Here is a 15,439-nt window from a genome sequence, read left to right as displayed (position 1 = left end):
CACTCGCCCGAGCTGTTGCAGTGATCCACAAGTGCGGTCGAAACTCACCGACATTGATCATGCACTTGATCGGGAAGTGCGGTCAGAACCGACCGACATCTGCGGTCGGTTGTGGCCTTCATAGCCATCCGGTGAAGTGTTCAGCGTGGGCGGTGTGGACGTAGTAGACCGCGGTGGTGGTCGCGATGCCGCACACACGCATCAGCTGGACGGGGTCGCTGGTGTGGTCGGCCACATCGAGGATGCGGATCCGCGTGCAGCCAGCCCACGCTGATGCCGACCGGCATGGAGCGGGTCTTCCAGCCCGTGTACCGCCTCATAGTCCGCATCATTGCGACCTCGCGCTGCGCACGTGGCGCGACGCCGTGGTGCAGGCGCAGTTCACTCGGCACGCGAACTCAGCCACGTTGGTCAGCCGATTCCACCGCTGCCTACCGTCGGTCACTAGGACGGCCTGCTCGACCGGCTCGTGGAACACCGAGGGCACCACACGCGCCTGACTAACGGCACCCGTCTCGCGGGATCAGCCGAACCTGTGTTGCGCCGAGCGGGCCGCCACGTTCAGACTCGGAGCGAGGCTCTCCTCAGCCCCGCAGCCGCTGCGCACCAGGCGCGGTGACGGGCGGCGCGGACGGATCGACGGGTCCGACGTCGATCGTGGCCGCTACACCGTCTCGGGTATCCAGTCCACGCTCGTGGGCCGTAGACGGGTCCGAGCGAAATCCGACACGGCCTGCAGTACGCGCTGCACCGGGAGTTCGGCGTGCGGTGGCATGCCCTGGTCGATGCCGCCCCACAGGAAGTACTCCGCCCAGTCGGGATTGAGCCCGTCGGCGGGGACGAATCGACCACCGCCCGCGGCGTCGATCCACTCCAGGGCGCCGACCTCGCCGCGCATCCCGACCGCGAGCGTGGGCAGGTCGTCGGTGGCGCCGGCCCGAAGCAGCCACGCGCGGCCGATGTCCGCACCGGTGGTGGTGTTGGCGGCCAGCAACCGGCTGGTCAGGTCCTCGGGTGCGGCGTAGGCGGTGACGTCGACAATGACTTGGCCGGTGTGCTCGCCCCACAGGCTGGTGTCCTCGGTCGCGGTCATGCGTGTCCCTCGTAGGTCTCGGCGAACGGCAGGCCGTCGGCCGTCGTGCCGTACACGGTCAGCGTCTTGCCTCGCGGAAGGTACCTGGGCAGCACCTGGTGGCAGGCGGCCGTATCGAGTTGGAAGCCCGGCGAGCCGCACGTCTGGTGATTGATCACGAGTTCGGCGTGGGCGGCCGGGGTGTCCACCAGCAGCTGTGCGGCCTTCATCTCCACGTGCCTGCCCAACCGCATGGGCGTGACGATGCCGAGCCGAGCCATGCGGGCGTCGACGGCCGGAGTCCAGGTGCCGTCCCGGCCCGAGGTCATGGTGCCGTGGTCGATCTCGCCCACGCGCACCCTGCCCACGGTCTTCTCGCCCTCGGCACCGCGCCGCACCCGGCGAGGCAGGTCGTCCACGGCCCACTGTGCCTGCGCCGGGTAGCGGGAGCCGTCCCGGGCGGTGGCATGGTCGACCACCTCCGGCTGGAGCTGTCGTGTCCGAGCAGGAGCCGGTTCGAGCGTTTGCGCGGCGTCGGGTCGTTGCCGCGGCGTCCGCGCCCGCACCGCTGCCGGTGGTGCAGTGCCGCTGCGCACGGCTTCGCTCGGGAGGGGTTCGCCGAGCCGGGCCAGGAGCGCGTCCAGTGCCTTCCGCCACGCCGCGAACACGCCAACCAGCGGGCCGAACGGGTCTTCAGGGTCGACGTCGTCATCGGCTCCCAGGGCGGCCCACTCGTCAGCCAGGTCGTGGCGTGTCGATCCTCGCAGCGCCTCCAGCAGAACGGTGTAGGCATCGGACCACAGCTGCTCGGCGTGCCGCACCGCTGCCATCGCCTCGTCCGCCTTGCGTTCGGCCACGCTCAACCGGGCGGTGCGGCTCATGCCTCACCCTGGTGGTCGAGCCTTCCGGTGCCGACTGTCGGTACACCCCGGCGCGGACAGGGCAGGCGTCGACCTGCCCGGCTTGTACTGCGGCAGCACCCGCGATGAGCTCCCGGCAGTGGACGGCGGTACGTCGGGACGCCGCGCAGCTTGTGGACGCCCTGTCCCGTACCTACCGGATACGGAGCGATGATCTGCGTTGACATGCGACGTTCATCGGAGAGGGGAGCATCAGGCGGCCGAGCGCAGTAGCTGGATTTCGTGGTGAAGTTGCTGCACGTCGCTGGCGGTCGTGTGCCGTCCGGCCGCGTCTTCCAGCGGCTTGAGGTTGTCGAGCAGCCTGGTCGACTGGATGACCCGCACGGCGTCGAGGGCCTGGTGGCCGAACTCGACCCCGCTGGCGAGGTCGCCCTCGGCGAGGGTGCACGCTGCCATCCACGTGAGGTTGAACGCGCGCTGGCGCATGCGATCGGCGGGTGCTTCGTCGAGTGCGCGCTGGAGACGTTCCACCGCCAGTTCGCGGTGCGCGGCGTCGGTGAGTCCGAGGCGGCTGTGGACGCGAGCGGCGCTGGTCTGCAAGGCGGCGTGGTCGAAGAACCGCAGGAACTCTTGGTGCTGGTCTGGGGTGGCGTGGGCGTATTCGTCCTCGGCGCGGCGCAGGGCGGTCATGGCCTGCCGGGTGTCTCCGAGGTGCGCGTAGGCCAGCGCTTCGTGGGTGAGCAGCAGGGAGACCGCGACCGAGGAGTGGGAGTCTTGTGCGGCGATCTGGCCGAGTTGGAAGAGCTTGAGCGCTTCGTCCGGGTCGTCGTTGTCCAGGGGAACGCGTCCCAGGTGGTAGAGCACGATTGCGGTGTGGGCGGGGTCGCCCGCTTCCTGGGTGTCGTGGACGGCTTGACCGAGCCAACGGCGGGCGTCGTGTTTCAGCCCGAGGTCGTGGGCGGTCCACCCGGCCAGTGTCTTGGCCTCCGCGATCGCGGACAGCAGGTTCGCCTTGACGTCGTCGGTGGCCGAGGCGTTCAGCAGCGACTGCGCCCAGTGGGTGTGAGCGAGGATGGCGTCGCGGCAGGCGCCGCCTCCGTGCGTGGCGTCGTAGGAGCGCAGCGCCGCGGTCAGGGCGCGCACCTGGTCGACGTCGGTCGCGCCCACCCGGTTGGGGATCGCTGTGGTGGCCGGGCCTACGGCGAGCAGGTTCACCTCGGCTTGGGTGAGGGCAGCCCCCATGACGATCTTGCTGATCAGGCCGAGAAAGCCGCGACGTTCGAGCATGAAGTCGTCCTTCGTGCGGTGGAGACCTGAAGCGACCGCCGCGCTGTGGGCCGCCTCATCGGTGTACGCCAGACCCATGTAACCCCGCGGAACGCCGAGGCCGTCGGCGATGCGTTCCAGCACGTCGTACGCCTGGACCTGACGCCCGTTGGTGATCGCCGAGATTTCGGACTGGTTCTGCCCCGTGCAGGCGGCGATCTGACGTTGGGACACCCCGAACCGCCGTAAGAGCTGATAGACCCGGCCGATGTCACGCCGGGCGAGCGCCTCGCGCATCTCGCGGCCATGCCACACGACCGGGTCAATCGGCCGGTCACCGCCGGTGACGTTCATGGGCCCTCCACAACTCGTCCATCGCCACGGTAGCGGGCATCCGCAGCTCCTGTATCGCTGTGATCAGCCAAGCTGATCAGCCGCAGTGATCAGGAGCGATCAGCGATGCACGACACCTCGCCGTCTTCCGGCGGCCCGCAGAACTGCGGCACCGTCGGGGACGTACCGCTTGACCTGCTCTGATCCTTCACCCGGAGGTGGACGCCGTGGTCACCGCGACACTGCACCCGAACGAGACACTGCTGCTGCCCGCCGGGCGCGACATCACGCGGGCCTTCGGCGCCGAACACCCGACCGACGACCACCCGATGCTGGTGGTGGTCGCGATCCTGGCCCGCCGCCACCAGGAACGCGCCGAAGCGCTCCAGACGGCCCAGGAGGCACAGGCCAACGACGCCGTGCTCGCGGCCTGCGCTCGGGCCTTGATGGACTGCGCCCGGGCCCGCGTGACGCTGATCGAGCAGATCGACCGCTGGGCCGCCGAGACGGTGCCCGAACCGTCACAGGCGGCGCTACTGCACACCGAGACCCTCGGCCGGCTCGTGGACCGCATGGCCGTGACCTGGGCGCACTGGCAGCAGTTGCGCCGGGCCGCGCCCGCCGCCCGCCGTCCACCGGTCAGGCACGACACGCAAGCCGCGATGGACGACGTCGCGGCCCTGTCCAACGCCTACGACGACCTGCTGGTCGACCTGCGCAGCGGACGCCGACGACTGCCAACGACCGCACCGGGGATCGTGGACCTGTAGCCGTCATGGCCGAGCAGTGGCGCGCGAGCGTGGCACTGGCGGTGGCCGCCGACAGCCCGCTGGGCCGGGCCAGCGACGCCATCGACGCCGTCGCCGCGCACCTGCCGCCACCCGAGCAGCACGCACGCTGCGCGGTATGTCGGGACCAGCCGTGGCCCTGCGGCCCGTTCGACAGAGCGGCCCGCGACCTGGCGGCTCTGGGCATCCCCGTCGGCTACCTCGTGCCGCTGGACCTGCACCCGGTCCTGTGGCCACCCGCTCCAGCCTCCTTCGACCAGCAGACCTTGGACATGCCGGGAGCCACAGATGGATGAAGTCCTGGCCGCCAGCCTGCACGGCGGCATCACCGACCACCTGGACTACCTCGAACGCCTGCTGGCCCTCGGCGACGACCACACCCGAGCGTCGATCCTGGCCAGCGAACTCCTGAAGTTGACGGCCACCGTGCGTGACCTAATCGAGCAACACCGGCCCGACTCCCAGGGCCGCTGCCCCTGCCGCCCCTGGTGGCGACGCGGTCGCACCCCGAGTTGCCGGGTCTGGGCCACCGCCCACCGGCACCTGATCGCCGACGAGCCCGCCGCGCCCCCGACCGGCGCGGCTCGACACGCCACCCCCGCTGACCAGACCACGGGCGCACCGTCGGCGGGCTGCTAGAGGTGGGGGAACGCTCCGCGGCGTTCCCCCACCTCCCGGACCACAGGCCCACGCCGGTCGCGAAAGACACAAGTGCCACCGGTCAAGGCCCTCGTAAGACAGTCATGGGAAGCACCACCGCATGATTGCGGTCAGTGATCACGGCGATACGGTCTACCGGAATCCGACCGCCAACAATGAGCGACGCTCATATTTGTAGGCACAAGCGAGGACTTCGTGATCGACACCGCTCCCGACCCGGACCGCTCCCTCCTACGTCGGGACGAACAGGACACAGCCTTCATGGCTGGCCCCGCAAACGCATCTGACCTCGACGCGCGGGGCCGGCTCTACCAGGCCCCTCGGACTCGGACGAGCCTCCGGACGGCTCCCGGACCGGCGGTGCCGATAGTCGTTGCGAAAGGCCGTTGCGAGTACAGCCGGACGACGTGATCTGCCAAGTGTGATGAAAAGTCGGCACCCGTGCGATCTATACGGGCGGCAGCGAACGTTTGGAAAGGTGACCGGTGCACACCGCAAGTGACATTGATGCTGGTGCGGAAGCTGCGGGCTCCAGCCCTGAGGCGCTGCGTCGGGCGATGGTCGACCAGTTGCACGACATGGGTGCGGCGCGCAGCGACGCCGTGATCGCCGCTCTGTCGAGGGTGCCACGGCACCTGTTCGGCCCCGGCGAGCCGCTGGACAAGGCGTATGCGGTCCAGGGCACGCTGCTGACCAAGTGGAACGACGAGGGCGAAGCCGTCAGTACGGGGTCGGCCCCGCACATCCGGGCGATGATGCTGGAGCCGGCCGACATCCAGCCGGGCATGCGGGTGTTGGAAATCGGCTCCGGCGGCTACAACGCGGCGCTGATCGCCGAGCTGGTCGGTCCGACCGGCCAGGTCATCACGGTCGACATCGACCCCGAGGTGATGACCCGAGCACGCGCCTGCCTGACCGCGGCCGGGTATCACGCCGTGAACGCGGTGGAAGCGGACGCCGAGCACGGAGTGCCCCGGCACGCGCCGTTCGACCGGATCATCGTCACCGTCGCCGCGTGGGATCTGCCGCGGGCATCGTGGGAGCAGCTGGTGGAGGACGGCAGGATCGTCGTCCGGCTCGGTGCGCGCCGACCGCCCCGCGAGGGAACCGAGGGCAGCGACCCACGCTCGTCGCCGCCAGGTAAGCAGGATCGGTCGCGCACTGCCGCCGTCCCCTGCCATCTACTCCGTTCGGGCGGAGTAACAAGACAGGGTGGCCCGGACGACGATCGCCATGTGGTAATCCAAATCAACCCCGGAGGGACACTCACGTTTAGGCATACCGCGCCACGCACACTCCTGACTTCACGCCAAGACCACACACCTTGACGTTTCCGTCCGCCCGCTACACGGTCGAGCCGTGCAAGCCCCGGCCATTACGCCGCACTGCCAGGGTCCTCAACTATTCATTGCGCTGCGCAATACCTGCACACCACCGACGCGGGGGGTCGAGACCCAGATGAATCCCAACAGCGCTTACTGGATGAATTACGCCATTGGTCTCGCGGAGAGGGCTCCACAACCAGGCCGGAAGGTCGGCGTTGCCCTGGTGTCTGAAGACGACCGGTTGATCTGCCCCGCATTCGAGGGCGAAGAACGCGGCGCATCCTGGTATCACATCTTGCGACGCAAGCTACAAGAACTTGGCGAATCCAGGGCGCACACCTTATACCTGACAATCAACACGCTGTCAGGAGACCACTCCTTTGACCTCGCAGAATTATTGAAGGAGGTGCGCGTCGACAAAATCTATATCGGCCTACCGGATCCAGCGCTGACCACTTACCTCGATGACGACCCCGCCACTACCTCACGGGAGGTGTACCGCTTCCCTGACGATTTGCAGCGTGAAATCCTCAAACAGAACCGCCGGCTCTACGCAGTGAGCGAGCAAAGTATCGTGTGCAACCCCTACTACTTCAAGCACCGCATTGGTGAGGCGGTGTACTCCAGCTTGGGCTCCAAAGGGTTCACTCTGAGCAGGAGCGAAGTCAATACGCATAGGCAGAGGTTTGCACTGGCTTCTCTTATCTGCAAGAGGTACAGGGTCGAGCACGAGGTGGCTGATCGAGCCGTATACGATGCGCTGTCTGAAGCATTTGACGCGAAGTACGGCTCTTACGACTATACAAACGACGCCCGGTCTGTCAACCCGAATTGGGCCGAGGAGTTTAAATCGGTCTATAAGAGTTCAGCCACAATGCCTCTGCCTACGGCCAATATCCTCAACGTCGGCGTCGGAGGGGGGCACGAAGCAGAAACGTTGTTCTCGGATTGCCCACAGATCACCTTCGTCGACATCGCGCAAAGCGGACTGCATAGTGCCCAACAGCGAGTTCCATTGTCAAGGGTAATCGTCTCCAGTGCCGACGACCTGTCCGCCCTCCCGGAAGACCACTACGATCTGTATGTCTCCTTGAGAACCTACAACTCGTCGTTCTTCGACCCGGCTAGAGCGGCGTCGGAGGCACACAGGATCCTTAAACCCGGTGCGGCAATAATCGTCTCCGTGGCCAATGGCTTCCTGTCCACCGAGCGGGAGAACAGCGTAGTTCCGGGCCTTATCCTCCCGGACACTGATTTCGTGGACCTATATCGCGGGCTGAATTCTGCGCGGTCGATTCGCGCGGAGTTGGGCAATGTTGGGTTCGAAGACATCCGAATGACCGCGACAGAAACCGAGATATACCTGTCAGGGGTCGCCACGTGACGGCGATCGTGCTCCGTCAGGCGGTCACGTGAAGGACGTCCACGACTTCTACGGAAGGCCGAGTCGCACTACAGCCAGGTGCGATCGGGCTTGTTGAGGGCAATTCCACTCGGCATCAACGGAAGGACTCATGCGATGAGCGGTCGGGCGACTGTCGCCGATCGGGTACTACAGTTCAACGAGGAGCTTGCCACGACAGCCGTCGAGGTCCCCGCTGGGTTCAACGTCATCAATCCGTTCAGCGGACCGCTGAAGGGGCATGTTCGAGAGGTGACAACTTCCTTCTATCGGAGGTTCTACGACGACCATCAGCCGCGCCGTCTGGTTCTGGGGAGTTCGCCCGCTCGACGTGGCACGGCCGTGACGGGCGTTCCTTTTGCGGATGCCGAGCTTCTCAAGAGTCAAAGCGGTATCAAAATCGAGGGCTACGGGATAAGCAGGGTCTCGACCGGGTTTCTAGACGACGTCATCAGTCGCTACGGTGGACGCGACAGGTTCTATACCGACTTCGTCATGAGTTTCGTATGCCCCCTTGGCGTGTCGAGGACGAACGCCGAAGGACGCGAGGTCAACGCCAACTACTACGAAACCAAGAAGTTGACGGAGAGCCTCCGCCCGTTCATCGTAAAAACCTTGAAACGACAGCTGGAATTTGGAACCGACACATCGGTGTGCTATTGCATCGGGAGCGGCGAAAACTTCAAGTTTCTGTCACAAGTCAACACGGAGGAGCACTTCTTCGAAAAGATCGTCCCCTTGGAGCATCCGCGCTTTATTACCCAATACAATTCGGGAAGAAAGGACGAGTTCATCGAGAAGTACGTCGGCGCCCTACGCGACGGAAGGTACTAGCTGCCGCGTGGACGACCTCCATGGTGCGCGGGGCGATTGACGGTCGTTCGACGCAAAGCGTTTTGAGAGTGCAAGGGGACGGCACATTGACAACAGACAGCAGGGCCCTGGTCCACTTCGAATCAGATTGCGTGAGCCTCTACCACGCCCGGAGCGGCGTGTTGACATTATTCGAAAGACAGCCGCAGACATTTGAGGGGAGTCTCCCATCCGGAGCGTTGGCAGACTTGACTTGCGAGTCCTTCGACAGGGTAAGCAGTTTCGCGGAATTTGTCGACCACAAGAGCATCCGAGTGTACGCGACCGGGGTCTTTCAACGGCTCTCACAAGCGGATGCGGCCAGTTTGGTCAACAGTTTCTATGTCGACACCGGCCTGTACTTCAACATCGTAGGACCCGAACTGGAGCAATTCTACGCCGAGGCCGGACGGTCCACAGACGGTTCTACCCGCATCCTTGAGGGCGTCATTCGTCGGGAGTTCCGGAAAGTTGCCGTATGCGGCAGCTTCCAAAACTCCCTCCGGTACATCGAGGACGTCATCGCCCGACTGCGCGAAAAGGGTGCCGCCGTACTGAGCCCTTTGACCACGAAAATCAAACCGGAGACCGAAGGCACCGACTTCATCCTCTTCGACTACCAGGATCTCCTCAAGAATGAACGCGACACGTGGCGGCACAAGTACCACCATATGGCCCAGTTCGGCCAATCCGATGCAATTATTGTGTGCAACCCCGGCGGCATTGTCGGAAAGGGCACGATGTTTGAGCTCGGGTTTGTCTCCGCGCTCGGCAAGAGGGTTATTTTCACAGAGGAGCCCGTCGGCCTGTCCGTCTTCTTTCCCTACGAGGTCGGCCTGGAAGCCTGAGCGCCGCTGCCTGCGACTGCAGCCAAGGATCGAACAGGCGCGCATCGGTCAGAGGTACTCGCCGCCGGGGTCGCCGGCCGACTCGCTGGTTCTGTCGAAGGTCAGTCCACTCCAGGAGCGTCTCGCAGTAGGTGGTCAAGGCTTGACCGGGGCGGCGAATTCCGACAATGGGATACCCGGCCTGGATCGTGTCGCAACTGGTTACGGCCCGCGCGGGCCTGCAGTCGGTCACAGGTTGGCGACGTCGTCATCAAACTAGGAGCTTATGTGTCGTGGACTCCGCCCACCCCGGCCGACGTCATTGCGCACGGCAAACGGGACGGCTTATCGCTGCCAGCCAGCGAGGCGGCATTATATGCCGAGCTCGCGGAGGCGTTTGCCGCCGCACATGACGCCGTCGAACTCTGGCACCGAGAGACCAAACGGAACCGGCCGGACCGGGCATGGCAGCGGCCGTCCGCCGATCGCAACCCGTTCAACGCCTGGTACGTAACCGGTTCAGTGGAGGGAACCCCCGACGGCTGCCTGGCCGACCTCACCTGGGTGGTGAAATCCAATATCGCCGTGGCCGGTTGGCCGATGTCCGCGGGATCCCGACTGATCGAGGGCTACCAGCCCACCGAGGACGCCACCGCAGTGCGGCTGCTGCTGGAGGCCGGAGCGCAGCTACGGGGAAACGCAAATGCCGAAGACCTAGGCCTGTCGGCCTCGAGCCATACCAGCGCGCTCGGCCCTGTCCGGAATCCCTGGCGGAATACGCATGCCACGTTCGGCTCGTCGTCGGGATGCGCTGCACTGGTCTCCGCCGGCCTCGTCGACTTCGCGCTTGGTGCCGACCAGGCGGGCAGCGTACGCCTTCCCGGCTCCGGAACCGGTCTGGTAGCACACAAACCAACCAGAGGCGTGGTTCCCTACACCGGAGCGATGCCCTTCACCGTCGCCCAAGACACCCTCGGCGTACTCGCCCGCGACGTCTACACCGTGACCAGAGCGATGGCGGTACTGGCCAAACGCGACGGACGTGACCTGCGGCAGGGCTTCACTGACTCCCCTGTGGACTGGAGCGGCTCGCTGGAGGGTGGCATCCGCGGCCTGCGGATCGGAATGCTTCGCGAAGCGTTCTCGATCCCCGGCCTTTCCGAGCCGGCCGTCGACGAGACCGTCCGAGCCAACATAGCCAGGCTGACTGAAGCGGGCGCGACAGTGACCGAGGTCAGCGTCCCGGAACATACCCGCGGCTCCGACTTGGCCATGATGCTCACGCTGAAGGCAGGCGCGCCAGACTTGCTGGCCGGCAACGGTGGAGCAGTTCAGACCGCGTTGCACGCCGACCCCGAACTCGTCGAACATTTCGCCGCCGCACGGCTCGCGAACCCACAGAACCTCGCCGCCACCGTCGCGTTGTCGGCCGCGGCCGGCGCCCACGCCGGACACCGGCCCACCGGGTGGTACCTCGCCGCCGCGATCCGCCTGACAGGACTGCTTGCCGACGCCTACGACAAGGCCCTGGGCGAGGTCGACGTACTGGTCACCCCAACCGCGCCGTACCTGCCGAAACCGTTGCCCGGCCCGAACATCTCCCGTGCCAACTGGATCGGCTCCGCGCTGGACATGATCGTGAATACGTGCTCGGCCAACCTGACTGGCCATCCGGCAACCCAGGTGCCCGCCGGCATCGTCGACGGGCTGCCCGTCGGACTCCAGATCATCGGCCCGATCGGCGCGGACACCCTCTGCCTCCGCGTGGCCAAGTCGATCGAAGACGTCGAAGGTGGTTTTCCCGCCCCACCACTCCAATCCTAAGGACAGCTCATGCATGCGCCGGACGCTTACGCCTGCTCGCATCAGTTCTCCGGTCGCGCACCACGCGGTGCCAGCCCAGATCAGGGCACCACTTACAGCGACTACCTGCACCTCGCCGAGCTCAAAGCATCACACCAACCCCGCACGCAGGAGCGCGCGGAGAGTCGCTTCATCGGGCTGCACCACACGGCCGAACTGCTGCTCGGCCAGCAGATCGAGGAACTCGATCTCGCGATCACCAGCCTGTGTGAACGGGAGCCGAATGTGGCAGCCGCGCTGACCTGTCTGCGTCGTTCCCGTGCCCTGACCGAGCAGCTCATCAACCTATTGACACTGCTGCCTGGCATGATCAGCCCGGCAGAGTTCGCAACGTTCCGCCATGTGCTCGGCAATGCCAGTGGAGTGCAATCGGCGCAGTTCTGGGTAATCGAGATCCTGTCCGGCCACCGGGAGACGGCCCGCCGGCGCCTGAGAGCGCTCGATTCCAGCGCTGAGGAGACCCGCACGCTGGAGGGACGGCTCACGTCGCCCAACCTGTGGGACGCCTTTCTCAACGTCGTCGGCGGCAGTGCCGACGATGCGGCAGGTTTGCTCAACGCGCTCTCCAGCGGCGGTCCGGCGGCCGAACTCGCCAACGCGCTGCGCATGCACGACCTGGACTGGGTGCGGTGGAGAGCACAACACGCGATCATGGTCGAGGCCATGATCGGAGCCGTCGCATCCGGAACCGGCGGCACAAACGGGGCCCGCTATCTTTGGTCCAGGGTGCAGATCCGATTCTATCCAATCCTTCACGAAGCGACCAGCCTGGTTCATCAGCACCGGGCGGCTTCCTCGTGAACATCTCGGAATTCGTCCACGACCCCGGCTTTCCGATGTACCCGGACGCGCGTCTCATCGACGAGTATCTCAACTCCGGTCACGCGATGCCGCCGTTGATGACATCCATCGGAGACCCGTCGTTCACCTCAGCCAAGGTTCCCCACCGGTTGCTGGACTACGCACGAGAGACGCCGCGTGAGCTGCACGGGTATCAAGCGTCGATGGGCGGCCTGCCTGCCGCCCGGCAGGCCATCGCCGACTACTTGATACGCACCACCGGTCTTGATCGCGTCGGTGAGTACGGTGAGGACTTCCAGATCGCGCTGACCGCAGGAGGGACCCGTGGAGTCATCGGTGACTTTGGGAGGCTACTGCGCGCACGTGCGGCCACCAGCGGCGGCGATCGGTCGGTTCCTGTCGCCTTGTGCGCGAACCCGTGCTGGGATTACGCAGGCCCTCTTTCCGAGGCCGGTTTCGAGATGGCGTACTGGCCGTTGCGCGCCGACAACAACTGGCGACCCGATATAGCCGACGCGCAGAACGTGGCCGGAGAGGTGGCAGCGGAGAGCAGCAGAAGGCTTGCCTTGGTGATCGTGAACGCCCAGCACAATCCCACTGGGCAGGGCTGGTCACTGGAGACCCTGATTGGTCTCTTCGAGTTGGCCGCCGCTCACAACGCCGCTGTTCTCCTCGATGACCCGTACTTCGAGGTGCGCACGCCCAACACCACGCCGGTATCCGCGCCCGCCGCATTACTCGAGTTCCTCGCTGATTCCCGCAACAGCAAACGCAGACTCGACTGGTGTGCCGTGCGGTCGCTCGGCAAGCAGGTCGGCGTCAACGGTTGGGGGGTCGGCACGCTCAGTGCCAACCCCGACACGCTGAAGCTCCTGCTGGAGTTTGCGTTCCGTCGACGATTCCCCGGCAACGCACACCACGAATGGGCCGTCGCGCAGTACCTTACAGACCCGATCAGCGAACACGATGCCATCGCGCAACGCGAGGCGTTGGCCGACAAGCGCAGCAGGTTTGCTCGCACGCTACAAGAACTCGGCTGGCCGAAGGAGATGATCAGCCCTGGCGAGTTCACGCCCTATGTCTTGGTGGCCATACCGACAGCGTGGGCCCGCTTGCCCGATGGTGCCGAGCAGTACCGAAGGTACCTACTGGATCGCACTGGGATCCTGATCGCCCACGCCAGCATCGAGAATTCCTTCCTAGGAGGAGCAGACAGCAAGACGCGATGGGTGCGGTTCTACCTCGGCGTTACCGACGAGGTGTTCGACACGATCCTCAATCGTCTCGCAACTGCCGCAATTACCTACCACTCGGTGCCGCCCGGCCAGCCCGGCAGCATTGATGTCCACTAGTACTCCGACCGGAGCCGTTATCAACGGCTCGCAGAGCGTGAGGTGCTGTGGTTGCGGATGGCGGCGCGTTGGAGGAGCGGTCAGGTGGAGGGATATCTCGGTAGACCGCGGCAGAGGCGTTCGGGATGCTCGACCGCTCGGTGGGCACCTGGTGGTGGGCTTACCGGCGGGACGGTCGCGACGGTCTGGCGTCCCGTGCGGGACGCCTCGGCCTTGCTGAACTGGTCATCGGAGAAGATCAGGGCCCGTTGTCTGCGTGGCGATGGCTGACTACCGACTGCCCGCCGGGCGGACATGGCCGAGCACGGCATGGGGGTCGCGGCCGCGCCGCCACGGCTTGGCCCCGCAGCGCCCGGCCCCGCGAGCCTATGGGCAGCAGCCCGATGCCGTACGCGCCTGGCTTGACGAGGACGAACCGACGATCGCGGACACGCGTGAGGCTAGGAGTGCAGCCATCGCCTGGGTCAACCGGTGCGGACCGCGCTCGGACGCCACGCCGCCTGCCCGGGCCTGAGCGCCGCGATCGAGCAGAAGCCAGTGCTGCTCACGAACGTTCTGCGGGCGAACACGGAGGACAAGGAACGATGCTCGATCCACCGACGACCATCGGGTCAGCCACCTGAGCACTTCACGAAAAGTCAACGTGAAACTACTTGTGAAGCCCGTCAGATGACAGAGATTGTCGCCCGCGCGCCACCAAGCTTTTACTGTAGTCAGACAGGGTCGGTGAACGAGATCGGTTTGCCCGTGGCGTGAGCATATGCGATCTCTCTGCTCGCAGACTCGCCGATATACCCGCCGGGATTGACGACCAGAACACGGTCAGCCAGGTCAATCTTGCGCAGGTGGAGGGCGTCGAGCACGGACTTCTGCTCGTTGGTGACCAGCTCGTCTGCTTCGCCTGGCGCGACGACGATGACACCTGCAAACGTCAAATCGCGGTTCACCGCACGCATCTCGTTCATGAACCGGGTGGAGCCGCAGATGCAGACGATTTCAGGTCGGTCGGGCACAGCTCAGTCCTTCGTTCGAACGGTGGAGCGTCGATGTGCCCGTCAACAACACGGACAGGCACACAAGCCAACAGCTTACGCAGCCAGATGGACGGACTTCACCTCGGATGTTGGACACGGGTTGGGCGGGTCAGCGCAGGGGTCTTGGTGTGGAGTGTCGCTCTTCTTCGAGAGGACCTGTGCACACCGGACCGGCCTGGGCGTCGAACTGACCGGGCAAGGCCGGTTCGACGGTCGCTACGTCAGAGGGAGCCTCGAACGAAACGCGCAGGGCCCAATGGCTGGTGGTCGCGGTTCGCGTTGCGCAGTCCCCCCTGGTACGAGTGCCCGGCCCCGTCCGACCGCTCCAACGGGTGAACCGGACGGTCATCACGACGCGGACGCACCTTCGAGGGACGAACGAGCGCACCCCGCTGTCCACATTAGGACGGCGGGGTGCTCGTGCAGAGGGCTCAGCCCCGCCACTCGCTGGGGCGGCTGGTCCTGCGGGTCCACTCGCTCGGGCGGCCGGTGCGGGGCGACGTGAGGTTGTCGATCACGGGAGTCTCCCTGGTGGGTAGCGGATAGGCGCTGGTCATGTCCCCCGACCAGCTCCTGACAGTGCGTGACCTGCTAGTTACAGTCGAGTGCCCTGTGGAGGGATCGGGGGTAGAGCGTGAGTCGGCTGGACCCACGCCGTTGGGCTCTATGGTCGCTGCCCGGCGGTGTGCTCGCGTACGTGGTCACCGTTCAGGTGCTCGCGTACGCCGTCCTGCTCGCCACCGCTGTGACTACCCCGGTCTCAGCACGGTCGTGGACGTGGCTGGGAGTGCTGGTGGTCGCCTCGGTCATCCATCTGGAAGCGGCCCAGGGCATAGAACGCGTCCGCGAACTCGCCGCGGAGGGCACCCCGTACACCCACCTCCAGCCTGTTGACCGGACTAACGAACGACACGCCGAGGTAATCGACTCGTTCGATAAAGCTTGACCGGTAGACCTCATCCACCTCGGTCGAAAGGTGGTGTGGGTTGTTCAACGATGAGGGC

The 15,439-nt window shown here is 65.5% G+C and carries 16 protein-coding genes; 12 read left to right on the top strand and 4 right to left on the bottom strand.

The genetic code is table 11. The features are described 5' to 3' along the window. Window positions 1-664: 664 nt before the first annotated feature. From LNK82_RS40405 to LNK82_RS40395, 3 genes are all read right to left on the bottom strand, one after another. Window positions 665-1,093, bottom strand: coding sequence for an Imm1 family immunity protein (locus tag LNK82_RS40405; RefSeq protein ID WP_230572151.1), 429 nt, complete (start codon window positions 1,091-1,093; stop codon window positions 665-667). Next, a complete protein-coding gene (locus tag LNK82_RS40400) occupies window positions 1,090-1,953 on the bottom strand; it encodes a DddA-like double-stranded DNA deaminase toxin (RefSeq protein ID WP_230572150.1) in 864 nt (287 codons plus the stop codon). The genes LNK82_RS40405 and LNK82_RS40400 overlap by 4 nt, the downstream gene beginning before the upstream one ends. 231 nt (window positions 1,954-2,184) lie before the next feature. Beyond that, complete coding sequence (locus tag LNK82_RS40395) at window positions 2,185-3,552, bottom strand: helix-turn-helix domain-containing protein (RefSeq protein WP_230572149.1); 1,368 nt, start codon at window positions 3,550-3,552, stop codon at window positions 2,185-2,187. Window positions 3,553-3,758: 206 nt separating this feature from the next. On the opposite strand from LNK82_RS40395, the gene LNK82_RS40390 reads away from it, so the two are divergent. The 11 genes from LNK82_RS40390 to LNK82_RS48520 all read left to right on the top strand — a co-directional run bounded on the left by LNK82_RS40390 (window position 3,759) and on the right by LNK82_RS48520 (window position 13,915). Then, the gene (locus LNK82_RS40390; protein ID WP_230572148.1) at window positions 3,759-4,301 is read left to right on the top strand and encodes a DUF4254 domain-containing protein; all 543 of its coding nucleotides are present in this window, start codon (window positions 3,759-3,761) and stop codon (window positions 4,299-4,301) included. 5 nt (window positions 4,302-4,306) lie between these two features. Further along, entirely contained in the window at window positions 4,307-4,615 is a 309-nt protein-coding gene (locus tag LNK82_RS40385) for a hypothetical protein (protein ID WP_230572147.1), read from the top strand. Beyond that, entirely contained in the window at window positions 4,608-4,958 is a 351-nt protein-coding gene (locus LNK82_RS40380) for a hypothetical protein (RefSeq protein WP_230572154.1), read from the top strand. The genes LNK82_RS40385 and LNK82_RS40380 overlap by 8 nt, the downstream gene beginning before the upstream one ends. 578 nt (window positions 4,959-5,536) lie before the next feature. Continuing rightward, window positions 5,537-6,307 (top strand): methyltransferase domain-containing protein, encoded by a 771-nt coding sequence (locus LNK82_RS40375; protein ID WP_230572146.1) that lies wholly within the window; start codon window positions 5,537-5,539, stop codon window positions 6,305-6,307. Between the two features lie 130 nt (window positions 6,308-6,437). Further along, window positions 6,438-7,688: a class I SAM-dependent methyltransferase gene (locus tag LNK82_RS40370; protein ID WP_230572145.1), complete on the top strand. Its 1,251-nt coding sequence runs from the start codon at window positions 6,438-6,440 to the stop codon at window positions 7,686-7,688. A gap of 135 nt (window positions 7,689-7,823) precedes the next feature. Beyond that, the gene (locus LNK82_RS40365; RefSeq protein WP_230572144.1) at window positions 7,824-8,540 is read left to right on the top strand and encodes a uracil-DNA glycosylase family protein; all 717 of its coding nucleotides are present in this window, start codon (window positions 7,824-7,826) and stop codon (window positions 8,538-8,540) included. A gap of 131 nt (window positions 8,541-8,671) precedes the next feature. Beyond that, window positions 8,672-9,406, top strand: coding sequence for a nucleoside 2-deoxyribosyltransferase (locus LNK82_RS40360; protein WP_230572143.1), 735 nt, complete (start codon window positions 8,672-8,674; stop codon window positions 9,404-9,406). A gap of 267 nt (window positions 9,407-9,673) precedes the next feature. Then, a complete protein-coding gene (locus LNK82_RS40355) occupies window positions 9,674-11,209 on the top strand; it encodes an amidase family protein (RefSeq protein ID WP_230572142.1) in 1,536 nt (511 codons plus the stop codon). Window positions 11,210-11,218: 9 nt separating this feature from the next. Continuing rightward, on the top strand, window positions 11,219-12,049 hold the full coding sequence (locus tag LNK82_RS40350) for a tryptophan 2,3-dioxygenase family protein (protein WP_230572141.1): 831 nt from the start codon (window positions 11,219-11,221) through the stop codon (window positions 12,047-12,049). Continuing rightward, window positions 12,046-13,401, top strand: coding sequence for a pyridoxal phosphate-dependent aminotransferase (locus tag LNK82_RS40345; RefSeq protein ID WP_230572140.1), 1,356 nt, complete (start codon window positions 12,046-12,048; stop codon window positions 13,399-13,401). The genes LNK82_RS40350 and LNK82_RS40345 overlap by 4 nt, the downstream gene beginning before the upstream one ends. Window positions 13,402-13,663: 262 nt before the next feature. Beyond that, window positions 13,664-13,915, top strand: a complete 252-nt coding sequence (locus LNK82_RS48520; RefSeq protein ID WP_372470779.1) for a winged helix-turn-helix domain-containing protein — start codon at window positions 13,664-13,666, stop codon at window positions 13,913-13,915. 199 nt (window positions 13,916-14,114) lie between these two features. Here the strand turns inward: LNK82_RS48520 and LNK82_RS40340 are convergent, their stop codons facing one another. Then, window positions 14,115-14,414 (bottom strand): hypothetical protein, encoded by a 300-nt coding sequence (locus LNK82_RS40340; protein WP_230572139.1) that lies wholly within the window; start codon window positions 14,412-14,414, stop codon window positions 14,115-14,117. Between the two features lie 706 nt (window positions 14,415-15,120). Here LNK82_RS40340 and LNK82_RS40335 point away from each other — a divergent pair. Beyond that, window positions 15,121-15,381, top strand: a complete 261-nt coding sequence (locus tag LNK82_RS40335) for a hypothetical protein (protein ID WP_230572138.1) — start codon at window positions 15,121-15,123, stop codon at window positions 15,379-15,381. The last annotated feature ends 58 nt before the right edge of the window (window positions 15,382-15,439 follow it).

This window comes from Saccharothrix luteola (genome assembly GCF_020859565.1).
GTDB lineage: Bacteria > Actinomycetota > Actinomycetes > Mycobacteriales > Pseudonocardiaceae > Actinosynnema > Actinosynnema luteola.
Note: the sequence above shows the minus strand (reverse complement) of the source record. Positions and strands in the feature narration are given on the sequence as shown.